Source organism: Pseudomonas sp. TE4620 (assembly GCF_056279045.1).
Genome location: NZ_JBWBQO010000001.1, coordinates 5459299 through 5480368, shown reverse-complemented (window position 1 = coordinate 5480368; position 21070 = coordinate 5459299). Strand labels below are relative to the sequence as shown.

At 65.6% G+C, this 21070-nt stretch carries 23 protein-coding genes; 20 read left to right on the top strand and 3 right to left on the bottom strand.

What is annotated here, in order from left to right:
• Nucleotides 1-7 precede the first annotated feature (7 nt).
• From ACZ9A3_RS25450 to ACZ9A3_RS25360, 19 genes are read left to right on the top strand one after another with little or no spacing between them, the layout of a single operon-like run.
• Complete coding sequence (locus tag ACZ9A3_RS25450; protein ID WP_045193926.1) at nucleotides 8-262, top strand: acyl carrier protein; 255 nt, start codon at nucleotides 8-10, stop codon at nucleotides 260-262.
• The gene (locus tag ACZ9A3_RS25445; RefSeq protein ID WP_195885482.1) at nucleotides 259-804 is read left to right on the top strand and encodes a COG4648 family protein; all 546 of its coding nucleotides are present in this window, start codon (nucleotides 259-261) and stop codon (nucleotides 802-804) included. The genes ACZ9A3_RS25450 and ACZ9A3_RS25445 overlap by 4 nt, the downstream gene beginning before the upstream one ends.
• The gene (locus ACZ9A3_RS25440; protein ID WP_045193928.1) at nucleotides 801-2480 is read left to right on the top strand and encodes an acyl-CoA synthetase family protein; all 1680 of its coding nucleotides are present in this window, start codon (nucleotides 801-803) and stop codon (nucleotides 2478-2480) included. The genes ACZ9A3_RS25445 and ACZ9A3_RS25440 overlap by 4 nt, the downstream gene beginning before the upstream one ends.
• Nucleotides 2473-3207, top strand: a complete 735-nt coding sequence (locus tag ACZ9A3_RS25435) for a glycosyltransferase family 2 protein (RefSeq protein ID WP_476253247.1) — start codon at nucleotides 2473-2475, stop codon at nucleotides 3205-3207. The genes ACZ9A3_RS25440 and ACZ9A3_RS25435 overlap by 8 nt, the downstream gene beginning before the upstream one ends.
• Entirely contained in the window at nucleotides 3204-4142 is a 939-nt protein-coding gene (locus tag ACZ9A3_RS25430; RefSeq protein ID WP_476253246.1) for an LpxL/LpxP family acyltransferase, read from the top strand. The genes ACZ9A3_RS25435 and ACZ9A3_RS25430 overlap by 4 nt, the downstream gene beginning before the upstream one ends.
• Entirely contained in the window at nucleotides 4123-5667 is a 1545-nt protein-coding gene (locus tag ACZ9A3_RS25425) for an HAL/PAL/TAL family ammonia-lyase (protein ID WP_093377102.1), read from the top strand. The genes ACZ9A3_RS25430 and ACZ9A3_RS25425 overlap by 20 nt, the downstream gene beginning before the upstream one ends.
• Nucleotides 5660-6085, top strand: coding sequence for an acyl-CoA thioesterase (locus tag ACZ9A3_RS25420; RefSeq protein ID WP_045193932.1), 426 nt, complete (start codon nucleotides 5660-5662; stop codon nucleotides 6083-6085). The genes ACZ9A3_RS25425 and ACZ9A3_RS25420 overlap by 8 nt, the downstream gene beginning before the upstream one ends.
• The gene (locus ACZ9A3_RS25415; RefSeq protein WP_476253245.1) at nucleotides 6082-6681 is read left to right on the top strand and encodes an outer membrane lipoprotein carrier protein LolA; all 600 of its coding nucleotides are present in this window, start codon (nucleotides 6082-6084) and stop codon (nucleotides 6679-6681) included. Before ACZ9A3_RS25420 ends, ACZ9A3_RS25415 begins: the two co-directional genes overlap by 4 nt.
• Nucleotides 6671-8983 carry an MMPL family transporter gene (locus ACZ9A3_RS25410; RefSeq protein ID WP_476253244.1) on the top strand — a complete coding sequence of 771 codons (2313 nt, stop codon included), beginning with the start codon at nucleotides 6671-6673 and terminating at the stop codon, nucleotides 8981-8983. Before ACZ9A3_RS25415 ends, ACZ9A3_RS25410 begins: the two co-directional genes overlap by 11 nt.
• Nucleotides 8980-10140 (top strand): cation:proton antiporter, encoded by a 1161-nt coding sequence (locus ACZ9A3_RS25405; protein ID WP_195885477.1) that lies wholly within the window; start codon nucleotides 8980-8982, stop codon nucleotides 10138-10140. The genes ACZ9A3_RS25410 and ACZ9A3_RS25405 overlap by 4 nt, the downstream gene beginning before the upstream one ends.
• Nucleotides 10127-11374 carry an NAD(P)/FAD-dependent oxidoreductase gene (locus ACZ9A3_RS25400; RefSeq protein WP_045193936.1) on the top strand — a complete coding sequence of 416 codons (1248 nt, stop codon included), beginning with the start codon at nucleotides 10127-10129 and terminating at the stop codon, nucleotides 11372-11374. Before ACZ9A3_RS25405 ends, ACZ9A3_RS25400 begins: the two co-directional genes overlap by 14 nt.
• Complete coding sequence (locus tag ACZ9A3_RS25395) at nucleotides 11371-12114, top strand: class I SAM-dependent methyltransferase (RefSeq protein WP_476253243.1); 744 nt, start codon at nucleotides 11371-11373, stop codon at nucleotides 12112-12114. Before ACZ9A3_RS25400 ends, ACZ9A3_RS25395 begins: the two co-directional genes overlap by 4 nt.
• Complete coding sequence (locus ACZ9A3_RS25390) at nucleotides 12111-12596, top strand: hypothetical protein (protein ID WP_213602713.1); 486 nt, start codon at nucleotides 12111-12113, stop codon at nucleotides 12594-12596. Before ACZ9A3_RS25395 ends, ACZ9A3_RS25390 begins: the two co-directional genes overlap by 4 nt.
• Nucleotides 12593-13792, top strand: a complete 1200-nt coding sequence (locus tag ACZ9A3_RS25385) for a beta-ketoacyl-[acyl-carrier-protein] synthase family protein (RefSeq protein ID WP_476253242.1) — start codon at nucleotides 12593-12595, stop codon at nucleotides 13790-13792. The genes ACZ9A3_RS25390 and ACZ9A3_RS25385 overlap by 4 nt, the downstream gene beginning before the upstream one ends.
• The gene (locus ACZ9A3_RS25380) at nucleotides 13789-14259 is read left to right on the top strand and encodes a hotdog family protein (protein WP_093377133.1); all 471 of its coding nucleotides are present in this window, start codon (nucleotides 13789-13791) and stop codon (nucleotides 14257-14259) included. Before ACZ9A3_RS25385 ends, ACZ9A3_RS25380 begins: the two co-directional genes overlap by 4 nt.
• Nucleotides 14252-14980, top strand: a complete 729-nt coding sequence (gene fabG / locus ACZ9A3_RS25375; RefSeq protein WP_045193941.1) for a 3-oxoacyl-ACP reductase FabG — start codon at nucleotides 14252-14254, stop codon at nucleotides 14978-14980. The genes ACZ9A3_RS25380 and fabG overlap by 8 nt, the downstream gene beginning before the upstream one ends.
• Nucleotides 14980-16206 carry a beta-ketoacyl-ACP synthase gene (locus ACZ9A3_RS25370; RefSeq protein ID WP_093377139.1) on the top strand — a complete coding sequence of 409 codons (1227 nt, stop codon included), beginning with the start codon at nucleotides 14980-14982 and terminating at the stop codon, nucleotides 16204-16206. Before fabG ends, ACZ9A3_RS25370 begins: the two co-directional genes overlap by 1 nt.
• A gap of 25 nt (nucleotides 16207-16231) precedes the next feature.
• Nucleotides 16232-16675 (top strand): hypothetical protein, encoded by a 444-nt coding sequence (locus tag ACZ9A3_RS25365; RefSeq protein ID WP_045193943.1) that lies wholly within the window; start codon nucleotides 16232-16234, stop codon nucleotides 16673-16675.
• Between the two features lie 15 nt (nucleotides 16676-16690).
• Nucleotides 16691-17137 (top strand): hypothetical protein, encoded by a 447-nt coding sequence (locus ACZ9A3_RS25360; RefSeq protein ID WP_045193944.1) that lies wholly within the window; start codon nucleotides 16691-16693, stop codon nucleotides 17135-17137.
• Between the two features lie 10 nt (nucleotides 17138-17147).
• On the opposite strand, the gene ACZ9A3_RS25355 is transcribed toward ACZ9A3_RS25360, so the two are convergent.
• A complete protein-coding gene (locus tag ACZ9A3_RS25355; RefSeq protein WP_045193945.1) occupies nucleotides 17148-18038 on the bottom strand; it encodes a LysR family transcriptional regulator in 891 nt (296 codons plus the stop codon).
• 153 nt (nucleotides 18039-18191) lie between these two features.
• Between ACZ9A3_RS25355 and ACZ9A3_RS25350 the strand changes: the two genes are divergently transcribed.
• Nucleotides 18192-19421 carry an MFS transporter gene (locus tag ACZ9A3_RS25350; protein ID WP_476253353.1) on the top strand — a complete coding sequence of 410 codons (1230 nt, stop codon included), beginning with the start codon at nucleotides 18192-18194 and terminating at the stop codon, nucleotides 19419-19421.
• A gap of 44 nt (nucleotides 19422-19465) precedes the next feature.
• Here the strand turns inward: ACZ9A3_RS25350 and ACZ9A3_RS25345 are convergent, their stop codons facing one another.
• Both ACZ9A3_RS25345 and hemE read right to left on the bottom strand, forming a co-directional pair.
• A complete protein-coding gene (locus ACZ9A3_RS25345; RefSeq protein WP_476253241.1) occupies nucleotides 19466-19813 on the bottom strand; it encodes a YgiW/YdeI family stress tolerance OB fold protein in 348 nt (115 codons plus the stop codon).
• 112 nt (nucleotides 19814-19925) lie between these two features.
• Nucleotides 19926-20990: a uroporphyrinogen decarboxylase gene (hemE, locus tag ACZ9A3_RS25340; protein ID WP_093377152.1), complete on the bottom strand. Its 1065-nt coding sequence runs from the start codon at nucleotides 20988-20990 to the stop codon at nucleotides 19926-19928.
• Between the last annotated feature and the right edge of the window lie 80 nt (nucleotides 20991-21070).

Sequence of the window (21070 nt, the reverse complement as noted above, 5' to 3'; positions counted from 1 at the left end):
CAGCACCATGCAAACCCGCGAAGACATCTTCAACACCCTGCGCGATGCCCTGGTCGAACTGTTCGAACTGGACCCGGCCAGCATCAGCCTGGAATCGAACCTGTACCAGGACCTGGAAATCGACAGCATCGACGCGGTCGACCTGATCGATCACATCAAGCGCCAGACCGGCAAAAAAATCGCCGCCGACGAGTTCAAGGCCGTACGTACGGTCAACGACGTGGTCGAGGCGGTCTACCGCCTGGTCAACAACGCGGCATGAAACGCCTGATCGGCCTCGGCCTGCTGCTGGCCGGTCTGCTGTACCCCTTTGCGGTGCATTTTGGCATGGCCCACTTTGCCCCCTGGCAGTTCGGCCTGTTGCTCGGCGGCCTGTGGCTGGCGCGCGCCTTGAGCGAACCGCGGCGCCCCGGCGGGCACTGGATGGCCGTGGCGGCGATTGCCTTCTGCGCGTTGCTGGCGCTGTTCAACAGCCCGCAGCTGCTGCGTTGGTACCCGGTGTTGATCAGCGCGTTCATGCTTGGCCTGTTCGGCCTGAGCCTGAAATTCGGCCCGCCGGTGGCCGAGCGCCTGGCGCGCCTGCGCGAGCCGCAACTGCCCGAGGTGGCGATCCACTACACACGCCAGGTGACCAAGGTCTGGAGCCTGTTCTTCCTGGCCAACGGCCTGGTCGCCGCCGCCCTGACCCTGTGGGCACCGCTGAGCTGGTGGACCCTGTACAACGGCCTGATCGCCTACGGGCTGATGGGCCTGCTGTTTGCCATTGAATGGCTGATAAGACAACGCGTGCGAGGACGCTCATGAAATGGATTGCTCTTGAGCAACTGCTGCACCCGAGCGACGCGCCGCGCCCGGTAACCTTCGCCCCGGCGCTGGACCACGCGGGCCTGCGCCAGCAAGCCCTGCAACTGGCCGCTGGCCTTGAGCGCCGTGGTGTGAAGCGCATTGCCGTGCACCTGGAAGACGCCGCCGAGCTGGCCGTGGCCCTGCTCGGCGCCTGGCGCGCCGGCGTACAGGTGCTGCTGCCGGCCGACCTGCAAGTCCAGACCCGCCAGCGCTGGCAAGGCGAAGTCGAGCTGTGGCTGAGCGACCAGGCGCAAGACACTGCGCTGGATGCACTGCTGGAAACGCCCCTGGCCGCTGCCCAACTGGACCTGGACGCTTGCCTGCTGAGCCTGTGCACCTCCGGCTCCAGCGGCGAACCCAAGCGCATCGACAAGAGCCTGCGCCAGCTGGCCAATGAAGTGCAGGCCCTGGAACAGCTATGGGGCACAGAGCTGGGCGCTGCGTGCATCATCGGCAGCGTCGCCGCCCAGCACATCTACGGCCTGCTGTTTCGCGTGCTCTGGCCGCTGTGTGCCGGGCGCCCGTTCGTGCGTCGGCAGTTGCCCTTCCCCGAAGACCTGCAGCGCGCCAGCCGCGAGCACCCGGCCTTTGCCTGGGTGGCCAGCCCGGCGCTGCTCAAGCGCATGGGCGACAACCTCGACTGGCCCGCGTTAAGCGCGGTACGCCGGGTGTTTTCCTCCGGCGGCGAGCTGCCGGCCAGCGCCGCCCAGGCCTTGCACCAGCGCCTGCAGCAATGGCCGAGCGAAATTCTCGGCAGCTCGGAAACCGGCGGCATTGCCTGGCGCCAGGGCGACAGCCTGTGGCAACCCTTTGCCGAGGTGCGCCTGAGCCAGAATGAACAGGGTGCGCTGCGTATCGAATCGACCTATTTGCCACCCGGCCATATCGAGCAAAGCGCCGATGCCGTCGAGTTCACCGCTGACGGGCGCTTCCGCCTGCTCGGGCGCCTGGACCGGATCGTCAAACTGGAAGAAAAACGCATCTCCCTACCAATGCTCGAACAGGCCCTGGTCGCCCACGATTGGGTCGAGGAAGCGCGCCTGGCGGTGATCCAGGAAAACCGCGCCAGCCTCGGCGCCCTGCTGGTGCTCAGCGCCGCAGGCCTGCACGCCCTGCGCAATCAGGGCCGACGCGCACTCACCGAAGGCCTGCGCCAGCACCTCAGCCAGCACTGCGAAGCCCTGGCCCTGCCCCGACGCTGGCGGCTGCTGCGGCAACTGCCGTTCAACGCCCAGGGCAAACTGCCCCAGGCCGAGCTCGAAGCCCTGCTGCTGGCACCACGGCCCAAAGGCCCGGAAGTGCTGAGCCAGGCCGAAGTCAACGGCGAACTGCAGTTGCAACTGGCGGTGTCGGCAGACCTTGCCTATTTCAACGGCCACTTCCCGCAGACGCCGGTACTGCCGGGGGTAGTCCAGGTCGACTGGGCGCTGGCGCTCGGGCAACAACTGCTCGACCGGCCACGCCAGTTCGCCGGCATGGAAGTGCTGAAGTTCCAGCAACTGGTGCGCCCTGGCGACCCGCTGCAACTGACCCTGCGCTTCGATGCCGAGCGCGGCAAGCTCTACTTTGCCTACAGCAATGCCGGGGCAGCCTGCTCCAGCGGCCGCATCGTGCTGGAGGCCATCGGTGAATAAACCCTGCGCGGTGATCCCGGTGTACAACCACGAACTGGCGGTGCCAGCGGTAGTTGCCGACCTGCTCGCAGCCGGCCTGCCTTGCGTACTGGTCGACGACGCCAGCAGCCCGGCCTGCGCCGCCGTGCTGCGCCAGCTGGCCGAACAGCAGCAGGTTTATCTAGTGACATTGCAGGTCAACCAGGGCAAGGGCGGCGCGGTCATGGCCGGCCTGCGCGAAGCGGCACGCCTGGGCTTCAGCCATGCCCTGCAGGTGGATGCCGACGGCCAGCACGACCTGGCCGATGTCAGCTGTTTTCTGCAGCAGTCGCAGGCTTATCCACAGGCGCTGATTTGCGGTTATCCACAGTACGACGCCAGCGTGCCCAAAGGCCGCCTGTACGCGCGCTACCTGACTCACGTGTGGGTGTGGATCAACAGCCTGTCGCTGCAGATTCCCGATTCGATGTGCGGCTTTCGCGTCTACCCGCTGCCGCCAACCCTGGCGCTGATCGACGCGGTCAAGCTCGGCAAGCGCATGGACTTCGACCCGGAGATCCTCGTGCGCCTGGCCTGGCGCAACCAGCCGATGCGCTGGCTGCCGACCAAGGTGCATTACCCGGCCGATGGCCTTTCGCACTTTCGCCTGTTCCACGACAACGCCTTGATCTCGAAGATGCACACCAAGCTGTTCTTCGGCATGTTGCTGCGTGCCCCGGCGATCCTCTGGCGGCGGTGGCAGGCATGAGCAACGGCGAACAACACTGGGCCGACCACCAGGAGCGCGGCAGCTTCTGGCTGATGAAGCTGACCGCCTTCGGTATCAAACTGCTCGGCCGACGCCTGCTCAGCCCGGTGCTGTATGGCATCGTCCTGTACTTCTTCGTGTTTGGCCGCCGCGCCCGGCAGAGCATCTGGCAATACCAGCATCGCCTGGCCGACTGGAGCGGGCAAGCCGGCCTGCACCCCAGCCAGCGGCGGGTGTTCGGCCAGTTCATGGCCTTTGCCGAGGCCCTGCTGGACAAGCTCGACGTGTGGAACGGCAAGCTGCGCCTGGAGCAGATCGAAATCGTCGACCCGGCACAATTGCGCACTCAACTGCGCGCCGAGCGCGGGCAGATGCTGGTCGGCGCGCACCTGGGCAACCTTGAAGTCTGCCGCGCCCTGGCCGAGCTCGGCGAGCAAGTGACCATGAACGTGCTGGTGCACACCAAGCACGCCGAACGCTTCAATCGCCTGCTCGGTGAATCGGGGGCGAGCAACCTGCGCCTGATCCAGGTCAGCGAGCTGGACCCGGCGATCATGTTGCAACTGAGCCAGCGCCTGGACCGCGGTGAATGGCTGGCGATTGCCGGTGACCGCGTGCCACTGCATGGCGCGCGCACGGTCGAGACGGATTTTCTCGGCCACCGCGCCGCCTTCCCGCAAGGCCCGTGGTTACTGGCCGGGCTGCTCAAGTGCCGACTCAACCTGTTCTTCTGCCTCAAGCAGCAAGGCCGCTACCAGGTGATTCTCGAACCCTTCGCCGAGGCCATCGAATGGCGCCGCGGCCAGCGCGATCAGGTGATCGCCGACTGGGCCGGGCGCTATGCCGAGCGCCTGGGCCACTATTGCCTGCAAGCGCCGCAGCAATGGTTCAATTTCTACCCTTTCTGGAAGACCGATGACGATGCATCCGCATAAGCCCGTGACCTTCGGCGCGTTGCCGCTGGCAATCGAAGACGTCCTCGCCCTGGCCAATCGCCAGACCGAAACCCGCCTGCAGGACGACGCCGAGTACCGCGCGCGGATTGCCCGTGGCGCGCAGTTCCTCGACTCGCTGCTGGACAAGGAAGGGGTGATCTACGGCGTGACCACCGGCTACGGTGACTCGTGCGTGGTGGCGGTGCCGCTGGAGCATGTTGAAGCGCTGCCCAAGCACCTGTACACCTTCCACGGCTGTGGCCTCGGCCAATTGCTCGATGCACCGGCCACCCGCGCGGTGCTGGCCGCCCGCTTGCAGTCGCTGTGCCATGGCGTGTCCGGGGTGCGCGTCGAGCTGCTGGAGCGCCTGCAGGCGTTTCTTGCCCACGACATCCTGCCGCTGATTCCCCAGGAAGGCTCGGTGGGCGCCAGCGGCGACCTGACGCCGCTGTCCTACGTGGCCGCCACCCTGTCGGGCGAGCGCGAGGTCCTGTACCGCGGCGAGCGCCGCAGCGCCGCCGACGTCCATCGTGAACTGGGCTGGCAGCCGCTGGTGCTGCGGCCCAAGGAAGCCCTGGCGCTGATGAACGGCACCGCGGTGATGACCGGCCTGGCCTGCCTGGCCTTCGCCCGCGCCGATTACCTGCTCAAGCTGGCCACGCGCATCACCGCGCTGAACGTGGTCGCCCTGCAAGGCAACCCGGAGCACTTCGACGAGCGCCTGTTCGCCGCCAAGCCCCACCCGGGGCAAATGCAGGTGGCCGCCTGGTTGCGCCAGGATCTGGCCATCGACGCACCAACCGCGCCGCTGCACCGCCTGCAGGACCGCTACTCGCTGCGCTGCGCACCGCATGTGCTCGGTGTGCTGGCCGACAGCCTGGGCTGGCTGCGCGGTTTTATCGAGACCGAACTGAACAGTGCCAACGACAACCCGATCATCGACGCCGAAGCCGAACGCGTGCTGCACGGCGGGCATTTTTACGGCGGCCATATCGCCTTCGCCATGGACAGCCTGAAGAACCTGGTGGCCAATGTCGCCGACCTGCTCGACCGCCAGCTCGCGCTGCTGGTCGACAGCCGCTACAACCATGGCCTGCCGAGCAACCTGTCGGGCGCCAGCGCCGAGCGGGCGATGCTCAACCACGGCTTCAAGGCGGTGCAGATCGGCGCCAGCGCATGGACTGCCGAAGCGTTGAAGAACACCATGCCGGCCAGCGTATTCTCGCGCTCCACCGAGTGCCACAACCAGGACAAAGTGAGCATGGGCACCATCGCCGCCCGCGATGCCCTGCGCACGCTCGAACTGACCGAACAGGTTGCCGCCGCGACCTTGCTGGCGGCCAACCAGGGTGTCTGGCTGCGCGGCCGCGAAGCCGACGCCCGCGACCTACCGCCAGCACTGGCCCAGATGCACGCCGCGCTGCTCGAAGACTTCGCCCCGGTCATCGAAGACCGTGCCCTGGAAGGCGACCTGCGCCTGTGCCTGAGCCGAATAGCCGAACAACACTGGAGGCTGCATGCGTAGTCAGGGAGTGTTGCACGTCGATAGCGAAGTGCTGGTGCCGTTCTTCGATGTCGACAGCATGCTGGTGGTCTGGCACGGCCATTACGTCAAATACCTCGAGGTAGCGCGCTGCGCGCTGCTCGACAGGCTCGAACACAACTACCTGCAGATGCAGGCCTCCGGCTTCGCCTGGCCGGTGATCGACCTGCAGCTGCGCTATGTGCGTGGCGCCACCTTCGGCCAGCGCCTGAACGTGCGCGCCAGCCTGGTGGAGTGGGAGAACCGCCTGAAGATCAACTACCTGATCAGCGATGCCGTCACTGGCGCACGCATGACCCGCGCCAGCTCGGTGCAGGTCGCGGTCGAGATCGCCAGCGGCGAGATGCAACTGGCCTCGCCGCAGGTGATGATCGACGCTGTGAACAAGGTGCTGCCATGAAGACGCTGTTGCGTGGCCTGCTGTGCCTTGGCCTGCTGGCCAGCTGCACCCTGGCCCACGCCTTTGGCCTCGATGACCTGAGCAAGCAACTGGGCGAACCTGCGGTCATCAAGGGCCCGTTCATCCAGGAAAAGCACCTGCGCGCCCTGCCACAGCCACTGGTCAGCAAAGGCCAGTTCGTGCTCGCCCGTGACCATGGCCTGCTGTGGCTGCTGCAAACGCCGCTCAAGCAGGACTACCGCCTCAACGCCCAGGGCATCTCCCGCCGCGACCCGTCCGGCTGGCAGATGCTGCCGGGCAAGAGCGCCGGCGCCGAGCAGAACCGCCTGTTCTTCGCCGTGCTGCAAGGCGACAGCAGCGGCCTGCAGCGTGACTTCGAGCTGAGCCTGCAAGGCGATGCCCAGCACTGGCAACTGCGCCTGACTCCGCGCTCGCTGCTGCTCAAGCAGGTGTTCAGCCAGATCGATATCGAGGGCGGGCGCTACGTCGAACGCATCCAGTTGCTGGAAACCCAGGGCGACAGCACGGTGCTACGCATGCCATCGAGCAGCAGCGCCAGCCTGACCGACACGGAGCGCCGCGATTTTGCCGAGTGAGCGCCTGTTGCCAAGGCTGTTTTTGCTGTTGCTGATCGCTGTGCTGGCCCTCGCCAGCTGGCAATGGCACCGCGCCGCGCCGTTGTCTGCCGACCTGATGACGCTGGTGCCCGGCGCCACCCAGGACCCGCTGGTGCAACGCGCCGAACAGCGCATGCAGGAGCCGCTGAACCGCGAGATGCTGGTGCTGGTCGGCCATCCCCAGCGTGACCAGGCCATCGCCCTGGCCCAGCGCCTGGCCGGGCAATGGCAGGCCAGCGGCCTGTTCGAGAAGGTCCAGTGGAGCCTGCAAACCGACCTGCAGGCATTGCGCGAGCAGTTGCTGCAAGGGCGCCTGGCGATGCTCTCGCGCGCCGACCGCAGCAGCCTGGTCGATAACCCGCAAGGCTTTATCGAGCAGCGCGTGCAGAGCCTCTACGATCCCTTTGCCGGCTTCAGCCTGGTACCCAGCCAGGACGACTGGCTGGGCCTGACCGGGCGCATCCAGAACAGCCAGCCACGCCCTGCTGCGGTACAACTGGACACCGCCAGCGGCGCGCTGCTGGCCGAGGCCGACGGCCAGCACTGGGTGCTGCTGCGCGCGCGCACCCTGGGCAATGCGTTCGACCTGCAACTGCCGCTGCAGGTCGCCGACCTGCTCGCCGCCAGCCGGGTTGAAGCCGGGCAGCGCGGCGCCCGCCTGCTGGCCGCCAGCGGCTTGCTGTATGCCGCCAACGGCCAGCGCCAGGCCAGCCAGGAAATCACCTGGGTTGGCGGCGGCGCCACGGTCGGCATCCTCTTGCTGTTGCTGCTGGCGTTCAGGCGCCTGCGGGTGTTGCTGGCGTTCATGCCGGTGCTGGTCGGCATGCTGTTCGGTGCGGTGGCCTGCGTGGCGCTGTTCGGCCAGATGCACGTGATGACCCTGGTGCTCGGCTCAAGCCTGATCGGTGTCGCCGTCGACTACCCGCTGCACTACCTGTCCAAGAGCTGGAGCCTGCGCCCCTGGCGTGCCTGGCCGGCCTTGCGGCTGACCTTGCCGGGCCTGAGCCTGAGCCTGGCCACCAGTTGCATCGGCTACCTGGCCCTGGCCTTCACGCCGTTCCCGGCCCTGACCCAGATCGCCGTGTTTTCCGCCGCCGGCCTGGTCGGCGCCTACCTCAGCGCCGTGTGCCTGCTGCCGGCATTGCTCAAGGGTATCGAGCTGCAGCCGGCGCAATGGCCGCTGCGCATTGCCCAATGGTTGGTGGATCTGCGTCTGAAGCTACTGAACAACGTGCCAAGCCCGGTGTTGCTCGGCCTGCTGATCCTGTTTTGCGCGGCGGGCCTGTGGCAGCTGGACAGCCGCAACGACATCCGCCAGTGGGTCGGCAGCCCGCCGCAACTGCTCGAAGAAGCCCAGGCCGTGGCACGCATCACCGGTTACCAGCCCACCAGCCAGTTCTACCTGGTTCGCGGCGCCGACCAGACGCAGTTGCTGGGTCGCCTGCAAGCGCTGAGCACGCGGCTCGATGAACTGGTCGAAACCGACAAGCTCAAGGGCTACATGGCCCTCAGCCAACTGGTCGCCAGCCCTGCCGAGCAGCAACAGGTACGCGATGCACTGGGCAGCCTGCCACTGCAGCCGCTGCTGGCCCTGGGCGTACCGCAAAGCGCGTTACAGGCGGAACTGGCAAAAGTGCAGGTCTTGCCTACCCTCGACATCGATCACGCCCTCAGCGGCCCGCTGGGCGAGCCCTGGCGCACCCTGTGGCTGGGCGCCGATGGCCAGGGCGTGGCCGCCATCGTCAGCCTCCAGGGCTTGAACGATCCGGCATTGCTGCGCCTGCAAGCCGACGACCTCGACGGCGTGCAACTGGTCGACCGCCTCGGCGACCTCAACCGGGTGTTTGCCGCCACCCAGGTCAGCGCCGCCGAGCTCAAGCTGTTGTCGTGCGCGCTGATCGTGGTGTTGCTGATCCTGCCGTTCGGCCTCGGCGGTGCCCTGCGCATCGTCGCCCTGCCGCTACTCGCCGCGTTGTGCAGCCTGGCCTGCCTGGGCTGGCTGGGCCAGCCGCTGACCCTGTTCAGCCTGTTCGGCCTGCTGCTGGTGACCGCCATCAGCGTAGACTACGCGATCCTCATGCATGAGCAGATCGGCGGCGCCGCCGTCAGCCTGCTCGGCACCCTGCTGGCGGCGACCACCACCTGGCTGTCGTTCGGCCTGCTGGCGGTGTCGAGCACCCCGGCGGTGAGCAACTTTGGCCTGGCGGTGAGCCTCGGCCTGGCCTTCAGTTTTGTCCTGGCGCCCTGGGCTGCCACCGGCCACAAGGAACAGGCGGCATGAGTATCGTGTTGTTCTGGGTCCTGGCCCTGGCACTGTTCTGGATCGCCAGTGAGCTGGGCCGGCGCCTGGGGCTGATCCCGATTGTCAGCCAGTTGTTGCTGGCGACCCTCGGCCTGCCGCTGCTGATGCTGTTCTGGGTCGAGCCGCACTGGCAGCTCAGTGGCGCTGCGCTGGTGGCGCCGTCCTGGCTGAAAACCCTGTATGGCCTGAGTTTCGCCCTGCTGCTGGGGCATATTCTGGCTGACGTGGTGGAGCTGAAGTTCGACCGCCAGAGCCTGAAGATCGCCCTGCCGAGCTTCTTGGTGCCCTTTGCCTGTGGCCTGGCCTGCGGCGCCTTGCTGCTGCCGACGCAGCCCTGGCTGACCACCCTGGCGCTTGGGCTGGTGTTCGCCATCACCGCCATTCCGGTGCTCTACCTGTACCTGCGCAACATTGACTATCCGCCCGCAGCGACCCGGCGTCTGATGCAGTCGGCGATCCTCATCGACCTGACCTGCTGGCTGCTGTTTGGCCTGGGCAAGGGTAGCCTCGACCCCGTGAGCCTGCTGCTGCCCGTGCTGGGCGCCTGCCTGCCGCTGCCACTCTACGCCCTTGGCCTGCGCCGGCCGTGGGTCTACAGCCTGGGCTTTTTCGCCCTGCTGTTCGTTGCCGAGCACTACCGCCTCAATGCGTTGATCTTCGGTATCGGCTACCTGTGCTGCCTGGCCTGGCTCAAGCTGCCACTGCACATGCCGCTGTCGGCGCTGTGGATAAAACGCCTGCAGAACGGCATTGCGATCCCGTTGATCATGACCTTCGGCATCATCCAGATCGATATCCACAACGTGCTGCAGGGCTTCGATGCCATCCAGTTGAGTGCCTTGCTGCTGTTACCGATCGTCAGCAAGCTGCTCGGCAACTGGCTGGGCCTGTGCTGGGCGACGCCGTCGTTCGCCGGCGCGAGCAAATGGCGGGAAAGCCTGCTGCTCAATATTCGCGGCTTGAGCGAGATCGTCTTTCTCAACCTGCTGCTGCAACAACAGCTGATCAGCCCGGCGCTGTACTTCGCGCTGATGCTGATGAGCCTGGTCGCCACGCTGATGCCCGCGCTGGCCGGCCTGCACCGGATTCCATTGAAGACTGCCCAACCGGCAAGGAGGCCTTATGCCGAACACTGAACTGCAACAACGGCAGGTATTGATCATCGGCGCCGGTCCGTCCGGCGCCATCGCCGGGGCCTTGCTCAAGCGCAATGGCCACGACGTACTGATCATCGAGCGCCAGCGCTTTCCGCGCTTTTCCATCGGCGAGAGCCTGCTGTCGCACTGCATCGACTTCGTCGAGGAAGCCGGCATGCTCCCGGCCCTCGAAGCGGCAGGCTTCCAGCGCAAGAACGGCGCGGCCTTCGCCTGGGGCGAGGAATACAGCGCGTTTGATTTTGGCGACACCTTCAGCAACGGCAAGCCAAGCACCTTCCAGGTCCAGCGCGCCCAGTTCGACCAGTTGCTGGCCGACCAGGCCGCTGCCCAGGGCGTGGAAATCCGCTACGAAGAAGAGATCATCGCCGCCGACTTCGAGCGTGCCCGCCCGCAGCTGCGCGTGCGCCGCCTGGATGGCAGCGAGTACCGCGTCGAAGCTGAGTTTGTCCTCGATGCCAGCGGTTATGGCCGCGTCCTGCCGCGCCTGCTGGACCTCGAAGCGCCGTCGAGCTTTCCGGTGCGCCAGGCGGTGTTCACCCACATCGAAGACCGCATCGACCACCCGGCGTTCGACCGCGAAAAAATCCTCATCACCACCCATCCGCAGCACCGCGATATCTGGTTCTGGACCATTCCCTTCAGCAACGGCCGCTGCTCCCTGGGCGTGGTCGCCGCCGCCGAGCACTTTGCCGCCGCGCCGGCTGACCTGGATGCCTGCCTGAAAGACTTCGTCGCCCAGACCCCAAGCCTGGCCAAGGTGCTGGCCAACGCCGTGTGGGACACCCCGGCGCGGACCATCGGCGGCTACTCGGCCAACGTCAAGACCCTGCACGGCCCGGGCTTTGCCCTGCTCGGCAACGCCGCCGAATTCCTCGATCCGGTGTTTTCCTCCGGGGTAACCATCGCCATGCGCTCGGCGAGCATGGCCGCCGGCGTGCTGCACCGCCAGCTGCAAGGTGAAAACGTCGACTGGCAGAGCGAGTTCGCCGAGCCGCTCAAGCGCGGCGTCGATACCTTCCGCGCCTATGTCGAAGGCTGGTACAACGGCAGCTTCCAGGACGTCATCTACCACCCGGCCAGCTCGCCGGAAATCCGCGCGATGATCAGCTCGATCCTCGCCGGTTATGCCTGGGACCCGCGCAACCCGTTCGTGGCCGAGCCCAAGCGGCGCCTGCGCATGCTCGCCGAAGTCTGTGCAAGGACGGCAGCATGAGCCAACAACCCTTCCTCAGCGACAGCTACGTCGAGGAAACCCGCTTCGGCTTCTGGTTCCTGCGTAGCCATACCTGGCAGCACCACGTGCTGCGGGTGGCGATCAACGACCTGCGCCGGCTGTTCGACGCGCCGCTGCCGCAAGCACCGGTGCTGCTCGATGCCGGCTGCGGCCAGGGCAAGTCGTTCCAGTACCTGCAGCAGGTGTTCAGCCCCGGCCAGTTGCTGGGCACCGACGCCGACCCGCACAGCCTCGAACTGAGCCAGGCCGAGGCCCGGCGCCTGGGCCTGGAGGTCGAGCTGCGCGGCAGTGACTGCGCGGCCTTGCAGTTTGCCGACAACAGCGTCGACATGCTCTTTTGCCACCAGACCTTCCACCACCTGGTCGAGCAGGAACAGGCCCTGGCCGAGTTCTACCGGGTGCTCAAGCCCGGCGGCTACCTGCTGTTCGCCGAGTCCACCGAAGCCTATATCGACACCTGGGTGATCCGCTGGCTGTTCCGTCACCCCATGCATGTACAGAAAAGCGCCGAACAGTACCTGCAGATGCTGCGCGACCAGGGCTTCGAATTCGGCGCGCAGAATGTCTCTTACCCGTACCTGTGGTGGAGCCGTTCCAGCGACTTCGGCCTGCTCGAACGCTTCGGCCTGCGCAAGCCGCCGCCCGTCGGCCAGCGCGAAGAAACCCTGGTCAACGTGGTGGCGCGCAAACCATTGAACCCCACCGAGCCGAGTGCATGAAACGCCTGTTGCTGATCCTCGCCTTTGCCCTGCTGAGCGCCTGCGCCAGCCGGGTGCCGCTGCCCACGCAAATGCCGGCGCTGACGCTGCCGATGCAGCTGCATATTCAGCGCCAACAGGCGGGGCAAAGCCAGGACTGGCTGCTGGTGATCCAGCGCGAAGACGCCAGCCTGCGCTGGTCGTTGCTGGACTTGCTGGGCATTCCGCAGGCACGGCAGTTGCTCAACGACGGCCAGTGGCAAGCCGATGGCCTGCTGCCACCCAACCCGGGTGCCCGTGAACTGTTCGCCGCCCTGCTGTTCGCCATGACCCCGGCCGAGCAGGTGCAAACGCTCTACCCCGGCGCCCGCCAGCAAGGCCAGCAACGCTGGCTGGGTGAGCGCTGGCATGTCGACTACCGACAAGCCGACGACTTCACCTTGAACCTGGGCCAGGGCCTGCGTTATCTAGTCAGCCCACTGCCCAGCGAGAACACGCCATGACCGCTTACCTCAATGCCCTGGGCCTGGTCTGCGCCCTCGGGCGCGGCCAGGCCGAAGTTGCCCGCAAGCTGTTTGCCGGCGACTGCTCTGGCATGCGCGTGGAGGAGGGCTGGGTAGCGCAGCGCAGCCTGCCGGTAGCAGCCGTGCACGGCGAACTGCCCGAGCTGCCTGCCGGCCTGCAGGCCCACCACAGCCGCAACAACCAGTTGCTGCTGGAGGCCTGCCTGCAGATCAGCTCAGCGATCGAAGCGGCCATCGCCCGCTTTGGCCGCCCGCGCATCGGTATCGTCCTGGGCACCAGCACCTCGGGCATCAAGGAGGCCAGCGAGGGCATCGCCCACTACCTGCGCGAGCAACAATTTTCGCCCAGCTACGACTATGCCCAGCAGGAGCTCAGCGCCCCGGCCAATTTCCTTGCCGACTGGCTGCAACTGAGCGGCCCGGCCTATGTGATTTCCACCGCCTGCACTTCCAGCGCCCGGGCCTTGATGAGCGCCCGGCGCCTGCTCGACCTGGGGCTGTGCGATGCGGTGATCTGCGGCGGTGTCGACAGCCTGTGCAAGCTGACCCTCAACGGCTTCAGCTCCCTCGAGGCGGTGAGCGCCGAGCGCTGCAACCCGTTCTCGGTCAACCGCAATGGCATCAACATCGGCGAAGCGGCGGTACTGTTCCTGATGACTCGCGATACCAACCACGAAGGCCCCGGCATTGCCCTGCTCGGTGCCGGTGCCAGCTCCGATGCGCACCATATCTCGGCGCCAGAGCCCGGCGGCAAGGGCGCCTTGCAGGCCATGCGCAAGGCGCTGGACAATGCCTGCCTGCAACCACAAGACATCGACTACCTGAACCTGCACGGCACCGCCACCCGGCACAACGACGCCATGGAAAGCCTGGCCGTGCATGAACTGTTTGGCAGCCAGCTGGCCTGCTCGTCGAGCAAGCCGATGACCGGCCACACCCTGGGCGCCGCCGGTGCACTGGAAGCGGCGTTCTGCTGGCTGAGCCTGGCCGCCGGCAATACCGAAGGGCGCCTGCCGCCGCATGTCTGGGATGGCGTCGATGACCCGCAGTTGCCAGCCCTGAACCTGGCCGATGCCAGCCAGCGCCTGCCGGCCAGCGGCCCGCGACGCCTGATGAGCAATTCGTTCGCCTTCGGTGGCAACAATGTCAGCCTGATTCTCGGAGACACCCCATGATCACCTGGCCACTGGCCGAACTGCTGCCGCACGCCGGCGACATGATCCTTATCGATCAGGTCGAGTCGTTCGATGAAGAGCAGATCCATACCCACCTGACCGTACGCCCCGGCGGCCTGTTCAACCGCGCCGACGGCAGCCTGCCGGCCTGGGTCGGCATCGAGCTGATGGCCCAGAGCGTGGCCGCCTATGCCGGTTGCCGCGCGCGCCAGCAAGGCCAGCCGGTGGAGCTGGGCTTTTTGCTCGGCACGCGTAAATTCGAATGCAATGTCGAACATTTCCCTGCCGGTGCCCACTTGCGCATCCATGCCCTGCGCTCGCTCGAAGACGACAACGGCATGGGCGTGTTCGAGTGTCACCTGCGCGGCCCGGGCATCCATGCCATGGCCCGTTTGAACGTTTTTCGCCCGCCGCAGGTGGCCAGCTACCTGGCCGAAGCGGGCCCTGAGGAGTCCCCCCATGACTGACACCATCCTGGTCACCGGTTCCAGCCGTGGCATTGGCCGGGCCATTGCCCTGCGCCTGGCGCACGCCGGTTTCGACCTGGTCCTGCATTGCCGAAACGGGCGCAGTGAAGCCGACGCCGTTGCCGCAGAAGTCCGGGGCCTGGGCCAGCAAGCCCGCGTGCTGCAGTTCGACGTCGCCGACCGCGCCGCCTGCGCGGCCATCCTCACTGATGACGTAGAAACCCACGGCGCCTACTACGGTGTGGTCTGCAACGCCGGCCTGACCCGCGACGGCGCCTTCCCGGCGCTGACCGAAGACGACTGGGACCAGGTGCTGCGCACCAACCTCGACGGTTTCTACAACGTCCTGCACCCACTGATGATGCCGATGATCCGCCGGCGCAAAGCCGGGCGTATCGTCTGCATCACCTCGGTGTCGGGCATGATCGGCAACCGTGGCCAGGTCAACTACAGCGCCTCCAAGGCCGGCGTCATCGGCGCCGCCAAGGCCCTGGCAATCGAGCTGGGCAAGCGCAAGATCACCGTCAACTGCGTTGCCCCGGGGTTGATCGATACCGCCATGCTCGACGAGCACGTACCGGTTGAAGAGCTGCTGAAGATGATCCCGGCACAACGCATGGGGACCCCGGAAGAAGTCGCCGGCGCGGTGAACTTCCTGATGTCGGCCGAAGCCGCCTACATCACCCGTCAGGTGCTGGCGGTCAACGGAGGCCTGTGCTGATGAAACGTGTGGTCGTCACCGGCATGGCCGGTATCACCTCGCTGGGCAGCGACTGGCAGACCATTGCCGGCAACTTCGCCAGCAACCGCAGCGGCATTCGCCGCATGGATGAATGGGACCGTTTCGAGGAGCTCAATACGCGCCTGGCCGGCCCCATCGACGATTTCAAGGTGCCGAGCGGCTGGACCCGCAAGCAGCTGCGCAGCATGGGTCGGGTCTCGCGCCTGGCCGTGGCGGCAGCGCAGAACGCCCTGCGCGACGCCGGCCTGCTCGACGACCCGTCGATCCGCGACGGGCGCATGGGCGTGGCCTGCGGCTCGTCCACCGGCAGTACCGACGAGATCAAGGCGTTCGGCAACATGCTGCTCAACTCGGTGGCCGAAGGCCTCAACGCCAACTCCTACGTGCGCATGATGCCGCACACCACCGCAGCCAATATCAGTATCTTCTTCGGCCTCACCGGGCGCCTGATCCCGACCTCCAGCGCCTGCACCAGCGGCAGCCAGGGCATCGGCTATGCCTATGAAGCGATCAAGTTCGGCCGCCTGCCGCTGATGCTCGCCGGCGGCGCCGAAGAGCTGTGCCCGACCGAGGCTATGGTCTTCGACGCGCTGTACGCCACCAGCCTCAAGAACGACACCCCGCACAAGAGCCCGAGCCCCTACGACAGCGGTCGCGATGGCCTGGTAATCGGCGAAGGCGGCGGCATGCTGGTGCTCGAAGAGCTCGAGCACGCCCTGGCCCGGGGCGCGCACATTTATGCCGAGATCGTCGGCTTTGGCAGCAACGCCGACGGCCAGCACACCACCCGCCCGGAGCAGGCGACCATGCGCCGGGCCATGGAGCTGGCGCTGGAAGACGCAAACCTCACGCCGGCTGCCATCGGCTACGTCAACGGCCACGGCACCGCCACCGAGCAGGGCGACATCGCCGAAACCCTGGCCACCAGCAGCCTGTTCGGCCCGCGCATGCCGATCAGCTCGCAAAAAAGCTTCCTCGGCCACACCCTCGGTGCTTGCGGCGCGCTGGAGTCCTGGTTCAGCATCGAGATGATGAACAGCGACCGCTATGTGCACACCCTCAACCTTGAGCACATCGACCCGCGCTGCGGCGAGCTGGACTACCTGTGCGGCGAGTTTCGCAGCATGAGTCACGACTACGTGATGAACAACAACTTCGCCTTTGGCGGGGTCAACACCTCGCTGATTTTCCGCCGCTGGACCTGACCTCAAACCTGCTGGAGAGAAAGGAATGTCTTCATTGATTCGCGCCGCTGTCCTCGGCCTGGCCCTGGCGGGCCTGGCTGGCTGTACCTCAAAGCCGGTACTGACCCCGCAAGAGCAACTTGTGGTCGGCCACAACTACAGCCACGAGCAAGTGCAGCAGGCCATCCTCAAGGCCGTCGCCGAGCGCGGCTGGACCGCACGCACGGTCAGCCCGAACCTGATCCAGGCCGACATCCTGGTGCGCAATACCTTCTATGCCGCCATCGACATCCGCTACAGCGTCAGCAACTTTCGCATCAACTACCGCGACAGCCGCGAGCTGGGTTACAAGAACGGCAAGATTCACCGTAATTACAACCGTTGGGTGAACAACCTCGACAAAAGCATCCTGCAAGAGCTGAACAGGATGGAAGCGCAAAACATGGTGCAACGCGCCATCAACGAACAGCACTCGAACACTGTCAAATAATCAAGGAACGACACAATGCGTCTGAAAACCTGGACCGCCACCGCCACTCTGCTGCTCTGCGCCCTGCCCGGCCTGAGCCAGGCTCGCGACACCACTCACTACCTGCCGTTCGAGAAAGTCGTGGCGCAGATGACCGCCGAGAACAAGCTCGACGGTTCGGTGAAGTTCTACCTGGCCGGCGTGCAGCCAAAAGGCAAGGTCACCGTGGTCAGCCCGGCGGCGATCACCAACAAGAAGACCAACGCTTTCAACAAGTCTGATGAAGCGGCCTGCGAATGGGCCCTGCAATCGGCGCTGCTGACCATGCAGGACGCCGCGCGCAAGGTCGGCGCCAACGCCGTGACCAACATCAGCAGCTACTACAAGCGCAACGAGCGCAAGGACGCCACCACCTACGAATGCCACGCCGGCGCGGTCATGGCGGGCGTTGCACTGAAGGGCGACCTGGCCAAGGTCCAGTAACTCAGCTGCGTTACAGGGCTTGCCGGGTCAACAGCTCGGCAAACGCCCTGGCCATCGCCGACGGCGCAGCGCGGCGCTGCACCAGCCATACCGCCGTCACCGCGTCGTCGTCGAGCAAGGTCCGGTACACCACGCCATCGATACGCATGCGCTGGAACGAAGCCGGCAACACCGATACCCCCAACCCCGCAGCCACCAGGCCGATGATGGTCATCGCCTCCCCCGCCTCCTGGGCAAAATGCGGACTGAACCCGGCCTGACGTGCCAGGCTCAGCAGTTGCGCATGCAGGCCACTGCCGTAGCTACGCGGAAAAAACACAAAGGGTTCGTGGGCCAGCTCGGCCATGTGCACCCCGGCTTCGCTGCCCTCGGCCAACGGGTGAGCGGCATTGATCACCGCCACCAGCGGCTCGCGAAACAGCTCGACGGCATTCAGGCTCTCGGGCAACGCCAACGGCCGCATCAGGCCGACTTCGATCGACTCGTCGAGCAAGGCATCGGCCACGTCGCGGCTGCTCATTTCCTTGAGGTTCAGGTGCACGGCCGGGAAGCGCTGGCGAAAGGCGTGAATGGCCTTGGGGATGCTCGAATTGAACGGCGCCGACGAAGTGAAGCCGATCTTCATCTCGCCCAGCTCGCCCAATTGCGCGCGCCGGGCGACATCGGCGGCCTTGTCGACCTGCGCCAGCACCAGCCGCGCCTCTTCAAGGAATAGCCGCCCGGCCTCGCTGAGCTCGACCCGACGATTGGTACGCTCGAACAGGCGCGCCCCCAGCTCCTGCTCCAGGGCCTGAATTTGCTGGCTCAGCGGTGGTTGGGAGATCCCCAGGTTCTGCGCCGCCCGGCCAAAATGCAGCTCTTCGGCGACGGCAATGAAGTAACGCAGGTGACGCAATTCCATGGCGGCTCCAATAGGTCGTAAAACCTCTTAAACAGGTCGAACAATATATTGGAAATGATCATTAGCCAGCTATATGCTTTTTTCACTGCCTGACAGGCCGTAGCGCCCCCGAGGTCACCCGTGAAAACTGCTGTTGCGCCACACGCCCACGAATTGCCCCCTGCTCCGCTGGACGAAATCGTCGCCACCCTCAACGAAAGCTGGATCGAAAAAGGCACCCCGGCCTTTTTGCGCACCGTACTGGCGCTGTTCTGCGGCGGCTTTGCCACCTTTGCCCTGCTGTATTGCGTGCAGCCAATGATGCCGCTGCTGTCGCAGGAATTTTCCATCAGTGCCGCGCAGAGCAGCCTGATCCTCTCGGTGTCCACCGGCATGCTGGCCTTCGGGCTGCTGATCACCGGGCCGATTTCCGACCGCATCGGGCGCAAGCCAGTGATGGTCTTCGCCCTGTTCTGCGCCGCGCTGTGCACCATCGTCAGCGCCCTGATGCCCAGCTGGCACGGCGTGCTGCTGACCCGCGCGCTGCTCGGGTTGTCGCTCAGCGGCCTGGCGGCGGTAGCCATGACGTACCTGAGCGAAGAGATCCACCCCCAGCACATTGGCCTGGCCATGGGCCTGTACATCGGTGGCAATGCCATCGGCGGCATGAGCGGGCGGCTGATCACCGGGGTGCTGATCGACTTCGTCAGCTGGCACACGGCGATGTTGGTGATCGGTGGCCTGGCGCTGATTGCTGCGGCGGTGTTCTGGAAGATCCTCCCCGAATCGCGCAACTTCCACCCGCGCTCGCTGCACCCACGCAGCCTGCTCGACGGCTTTACCCTGCACTTTCGCGATGCAGGCCTGCCGTGGCTGTTCCTCGAAGCCTTCCTGCTGATGGGCGCGTTCGTCACCCTGTTCAACTACATCGGCTATCGCCTGCTGGCCGAACCCTATCACATGAGCCAGGCGCTGGTCGGGCTGCTGTCGGTGGTGTACCTGTCGGGCATCTACAGCTCGGCGCAGATCGGCGCCCTGGCCGACAAGCTGGGCCGGCGCAAGGTGTTCTGGGCAACCATTTTGCTGATGTTCAGCGGCTTGTTGATGACCCTGCTCAGCCCCTTGGCGCTGATTATCGTCGGCATGCTGGTGTTCACCTTCGGCTTTTTCGGCGCGCATTCAGTGGCCAGCAGCTGGATCGGCCGCCGGGCGACCAAGGCCAAGGGCCAGGCGTCGTCGTTGTACCTGTTCAGTTACTACGCGGGGTCGAGTGTGGCGGGTACAGCGGGCGGGGTGTTCTGGCATCAGGCGGGGTGGAACGGCATCGGCCTGTTCATTGGCAGCTTGCTGGTGGTGGCGTTGCTGGTGGCGGTGCACCTGAGCCGGTTGCCGGCCAAGGCCTGAAATGCAAATCGCGGGGCGACCCGACTTGCCCCGCGATGCATTGTTTAGTTGATCACTTCAACCAGGTCGACATCCACTTCACGGCTCATCAGGTGCTTCTCGACTTCACCGGTCAGCTTGACCTTGGTCTTGTCGTTGAAGGCTACTGCCGGCAGGTCTTCGTCATCGATCTCGACGGTGATGGTGCCGGTGGTGTCCTTGAACTCGTACTTGTCATCGTTGTTCACTTTCTTGATGACGTAGCCTTGCAGCACAACCGGGGTGTCGTCAACGGCGTCATTGGCGGCAGCCACCGTGGTCACCGACTGGGCGCCAGGGCCGGTGTAGCCGGCGGCCAGGGCAGCGGTGCTGAACAGCGGGGCAAGCAGCAGAGCGAGGTAACGGGTTTTCATGGTGAAGATCCTGTCTGGGTTTCGATGGAGCCAGATTACCCATGCAGGCTGAATTGAACCTTAATAGCAAAACGCCCGGCATAGGCCGGGCGTTTTCGTGTTGCAGCGCTGCTTACTGGTGGTATTGCGCCGACAGCTCGTGCACGGCGTTGATGAACGCGCCGGCGTGCTCCGGATCAACCTCGGGGGTGATGCCGTGGCCAAGGTTGAACACATGACCGCTGCCCTTGCCGTAGCTGGCGAGGATGCGCCCGACTTCGGCACGAATGGCCTCTGGCTTGGCGTACAGCACGGTCGGGTCCATGTTGCCCTGCAGGGCAACCTTGCTGCCGACGCGCTGGCGCGCTTCGCCGATGTCGCAGGTCCAGTCCAGGCCCAGGGCATCAGCGCCGGCATCGGCGATGCTTTCCAGCCACAGGCCGCCGTTCTTGGTGAAGAGAATGACCGGCACCTTGCGCCCTTCGTGCTCGCGGATCAGGCCGCTGACGATCTTGCGCATGTAGGCCAGGGAGAACTCCTGGTAGGCCGCCGCCGACAGGTTGCCGCCCCAGGTGTCGAAGATCTGCACCGCTTGTGCGCCGGCGAGGATCTGCCCGTTGAGGTAGCTGATGACCGACTGCGCGAGTTTGTCGAGCAGCAGGTGCATGGCCTGCGGATTGTCGTAGAGCATGGCCTTGGTCTTGCGGAAGTCTTTCGACGAGCCGCCTTCGACCATGTAGGTGGCCAGCGTCCAGGGGCTGCCGGAGAAGCCGATCAGCGGCACGCGGCCGTTGAGCTCGCGGCGGATGGTGCTGACCGCGTCCATGACGTAGCCCAGGTCCTTTTGCGGATCAGGGATCGGCAGCGCCTCGATATCGGCCAGGGTGCTGACGACCTTCTTGAAGCGCGGGCCTTCGCCGGTTTCGAAATACAGGCCCTGGCCCATGGCGTCGGGGATGGTGAGGATGTCCGAGAACAGGATCGCGGCGTCCAGCGGGTAGCGGTCCAGCGGCTGCAGGGTGACCTCGCAGGCAAACTGCGGGTTCATGCACAGGCTCATGAAGTCGCCGGCCTTGGCGCGGCTGGCGCGGTATTCCGGCAGGTAGCGGCCGGCCTGGCGCATCATCCACACCGGGGTGACGTCTACGGGTTGCTTGAGCAGGGCGCGCAGAAAACGATCGTTCTTCAAGGCAGTCATGTCGGCATCCGGAAAAAAAGTGGGGGCATTTTCTCAGAGCCCAACGTAAAAGGCACGGTATCAACCGTGCCTTTTGTCTA

Bases quoted from the DNA above. Each gene is read 5' to 3' on its own strand.
- ACZ9A3_RS25450 (WP_045193926.1), top strand. From the start codon at position 8: ATGCAAACCCGCGAAGACATCTTCAACACCCTGCGCGATGCCCTGGTC.
- ACZ9A3_RS25445 (WP_195885482.1), top strand. From the start codon at position 259: ATGAAACGCCTGATCGGCCTCGGCCTGCTGCTGGCCGGTCTGCTGTAC.
- ACZ9A3_RS25440 (WP_045193928.1), top strand. From the start codon at position 801: ATGAAATGGATTGCTCTTGAGCAACTGCTGCACCCGAGCGACGCGCCG.
- ACZ9A3_RS25430 (WP_476253246.1), top strand. From the start codon at position 3,204: ATGAGCAACGGCGAACAACACTGGGCCGACCACCAGGAGCGCGGCAGC.
- ACZ9A3_RS25425 (WP_093377102.1), top strand. From the start codon at position 4,123: ATGACGATGCATCCGCATAAGCCCGTGACCTTCGGCGCGTTGCCGCTG.
- ACZ9A3_RS25420 (WP_045193932.1), top strand. From the start codon at position 5,660: ATGCGTAGTCAGGGAGTGTTGCACGTCGATAGCGAAGTGCTGGTGCCG.
- ACZ9A3_RS25415 (WP_476253245.1), top strand. From the start codon at position 6,082: ATGAAGACGCTGTTGCGTGGCCTGCTGTGCCTTGGCCTGCTGGCCAGC.
- ACZ9A3_RS25405 (WP_195885477.1), top strand. From the start codon at position 8,980: ATGAGTATCGTGTTGTTCTGGGTCCTGGCCCTGGCACTGTTCTGGATC.
- ACZ9A3_RS25400 (WP_045193936.1), top strand. From the start codon at position 10,127: ATGCCGAACACTGAACTGCAACAACGGCAGGTATTGATCATCGGCGCC.
- ACZ9A3_RS25395 (WP_476253243.1), top strand. From the start codon at position 11,371: ATGAGCCAACAACCCTTCCTCAGCGACAGCTACGTCGAGGAAACCCGC.
- ACZ9A3_RS25390 (WP_213602713.1), top strand. From the start codon at position 12,111: ATGAAACGCCTGTTGCTGATCCTCGCCTTTGCCCTGCTGAGCGCCTGC.
- ACZ9A3_RS25385 (WP_476253242.1), top strand. From the start codon at position 12,593: ATGACCGCTTACCTCAATGCCCTGGGCCTGGTCTGCGCCCTCGGGCGC.
- ACZ9A3_RS25380 (WP_093377133.1), top strand. From the start codon at position 13,789: ATGATCACCTGGCCACTGGCCGAACTGCTGCCGCACGCCGGCGACATG.
- fabG (WP_045193941.1), top strand. From the start codon at position 14,252: ATGACTGACACCATCCTGGTCACCGGTTCCAGCCGTGGCATTGGCCGG.
- ACZ9A3_RS25370 (WP_093377139.1), top strand. From the start codon at position 14,980: ATGAAACGTGTGGTCGTCACCGGCATGGCCGGTATCACCTCGCTGGGC.
- ACZ9A3_RS25365 (WP_045193943.1), top strand. From the start codon at position 16,232: ATGTCTTCATTGATTCGCGCCGCTGTCCTCGGCCTGGCCCTGGCGGGC.
- ACZ9A3_RS25360 (WP_045193944.1), top strand. From the start codon at position 16,691: ATGCGTCTGAAAACCTGGACCGCCACCGCCACTCTGCTGCTCTGCGCC.
- ACZ9A3_RS25355 (WP_045193945.1), bottom strand. From the start codon at position 18,038: ATGGAATTGCGTCACCTGCGTTACTTCATTGCCGTCGCCGAAGAGCTG.
- ACZ9A3_RS25345 (WP_476253241.1), bottom strand. From the start codon at position 19,813: ATGAAAACCCGTTACCTCGCTCTGCTGCTTGCCCCGCTGTTCAGCACC.
- hemE (WP_093377152.1), bottom strand. From the start codon at position 20,990: ATGACTGCCTTGAAGAACGATCGTTTTCTGCGCGCCCTGCTCAAGCAA.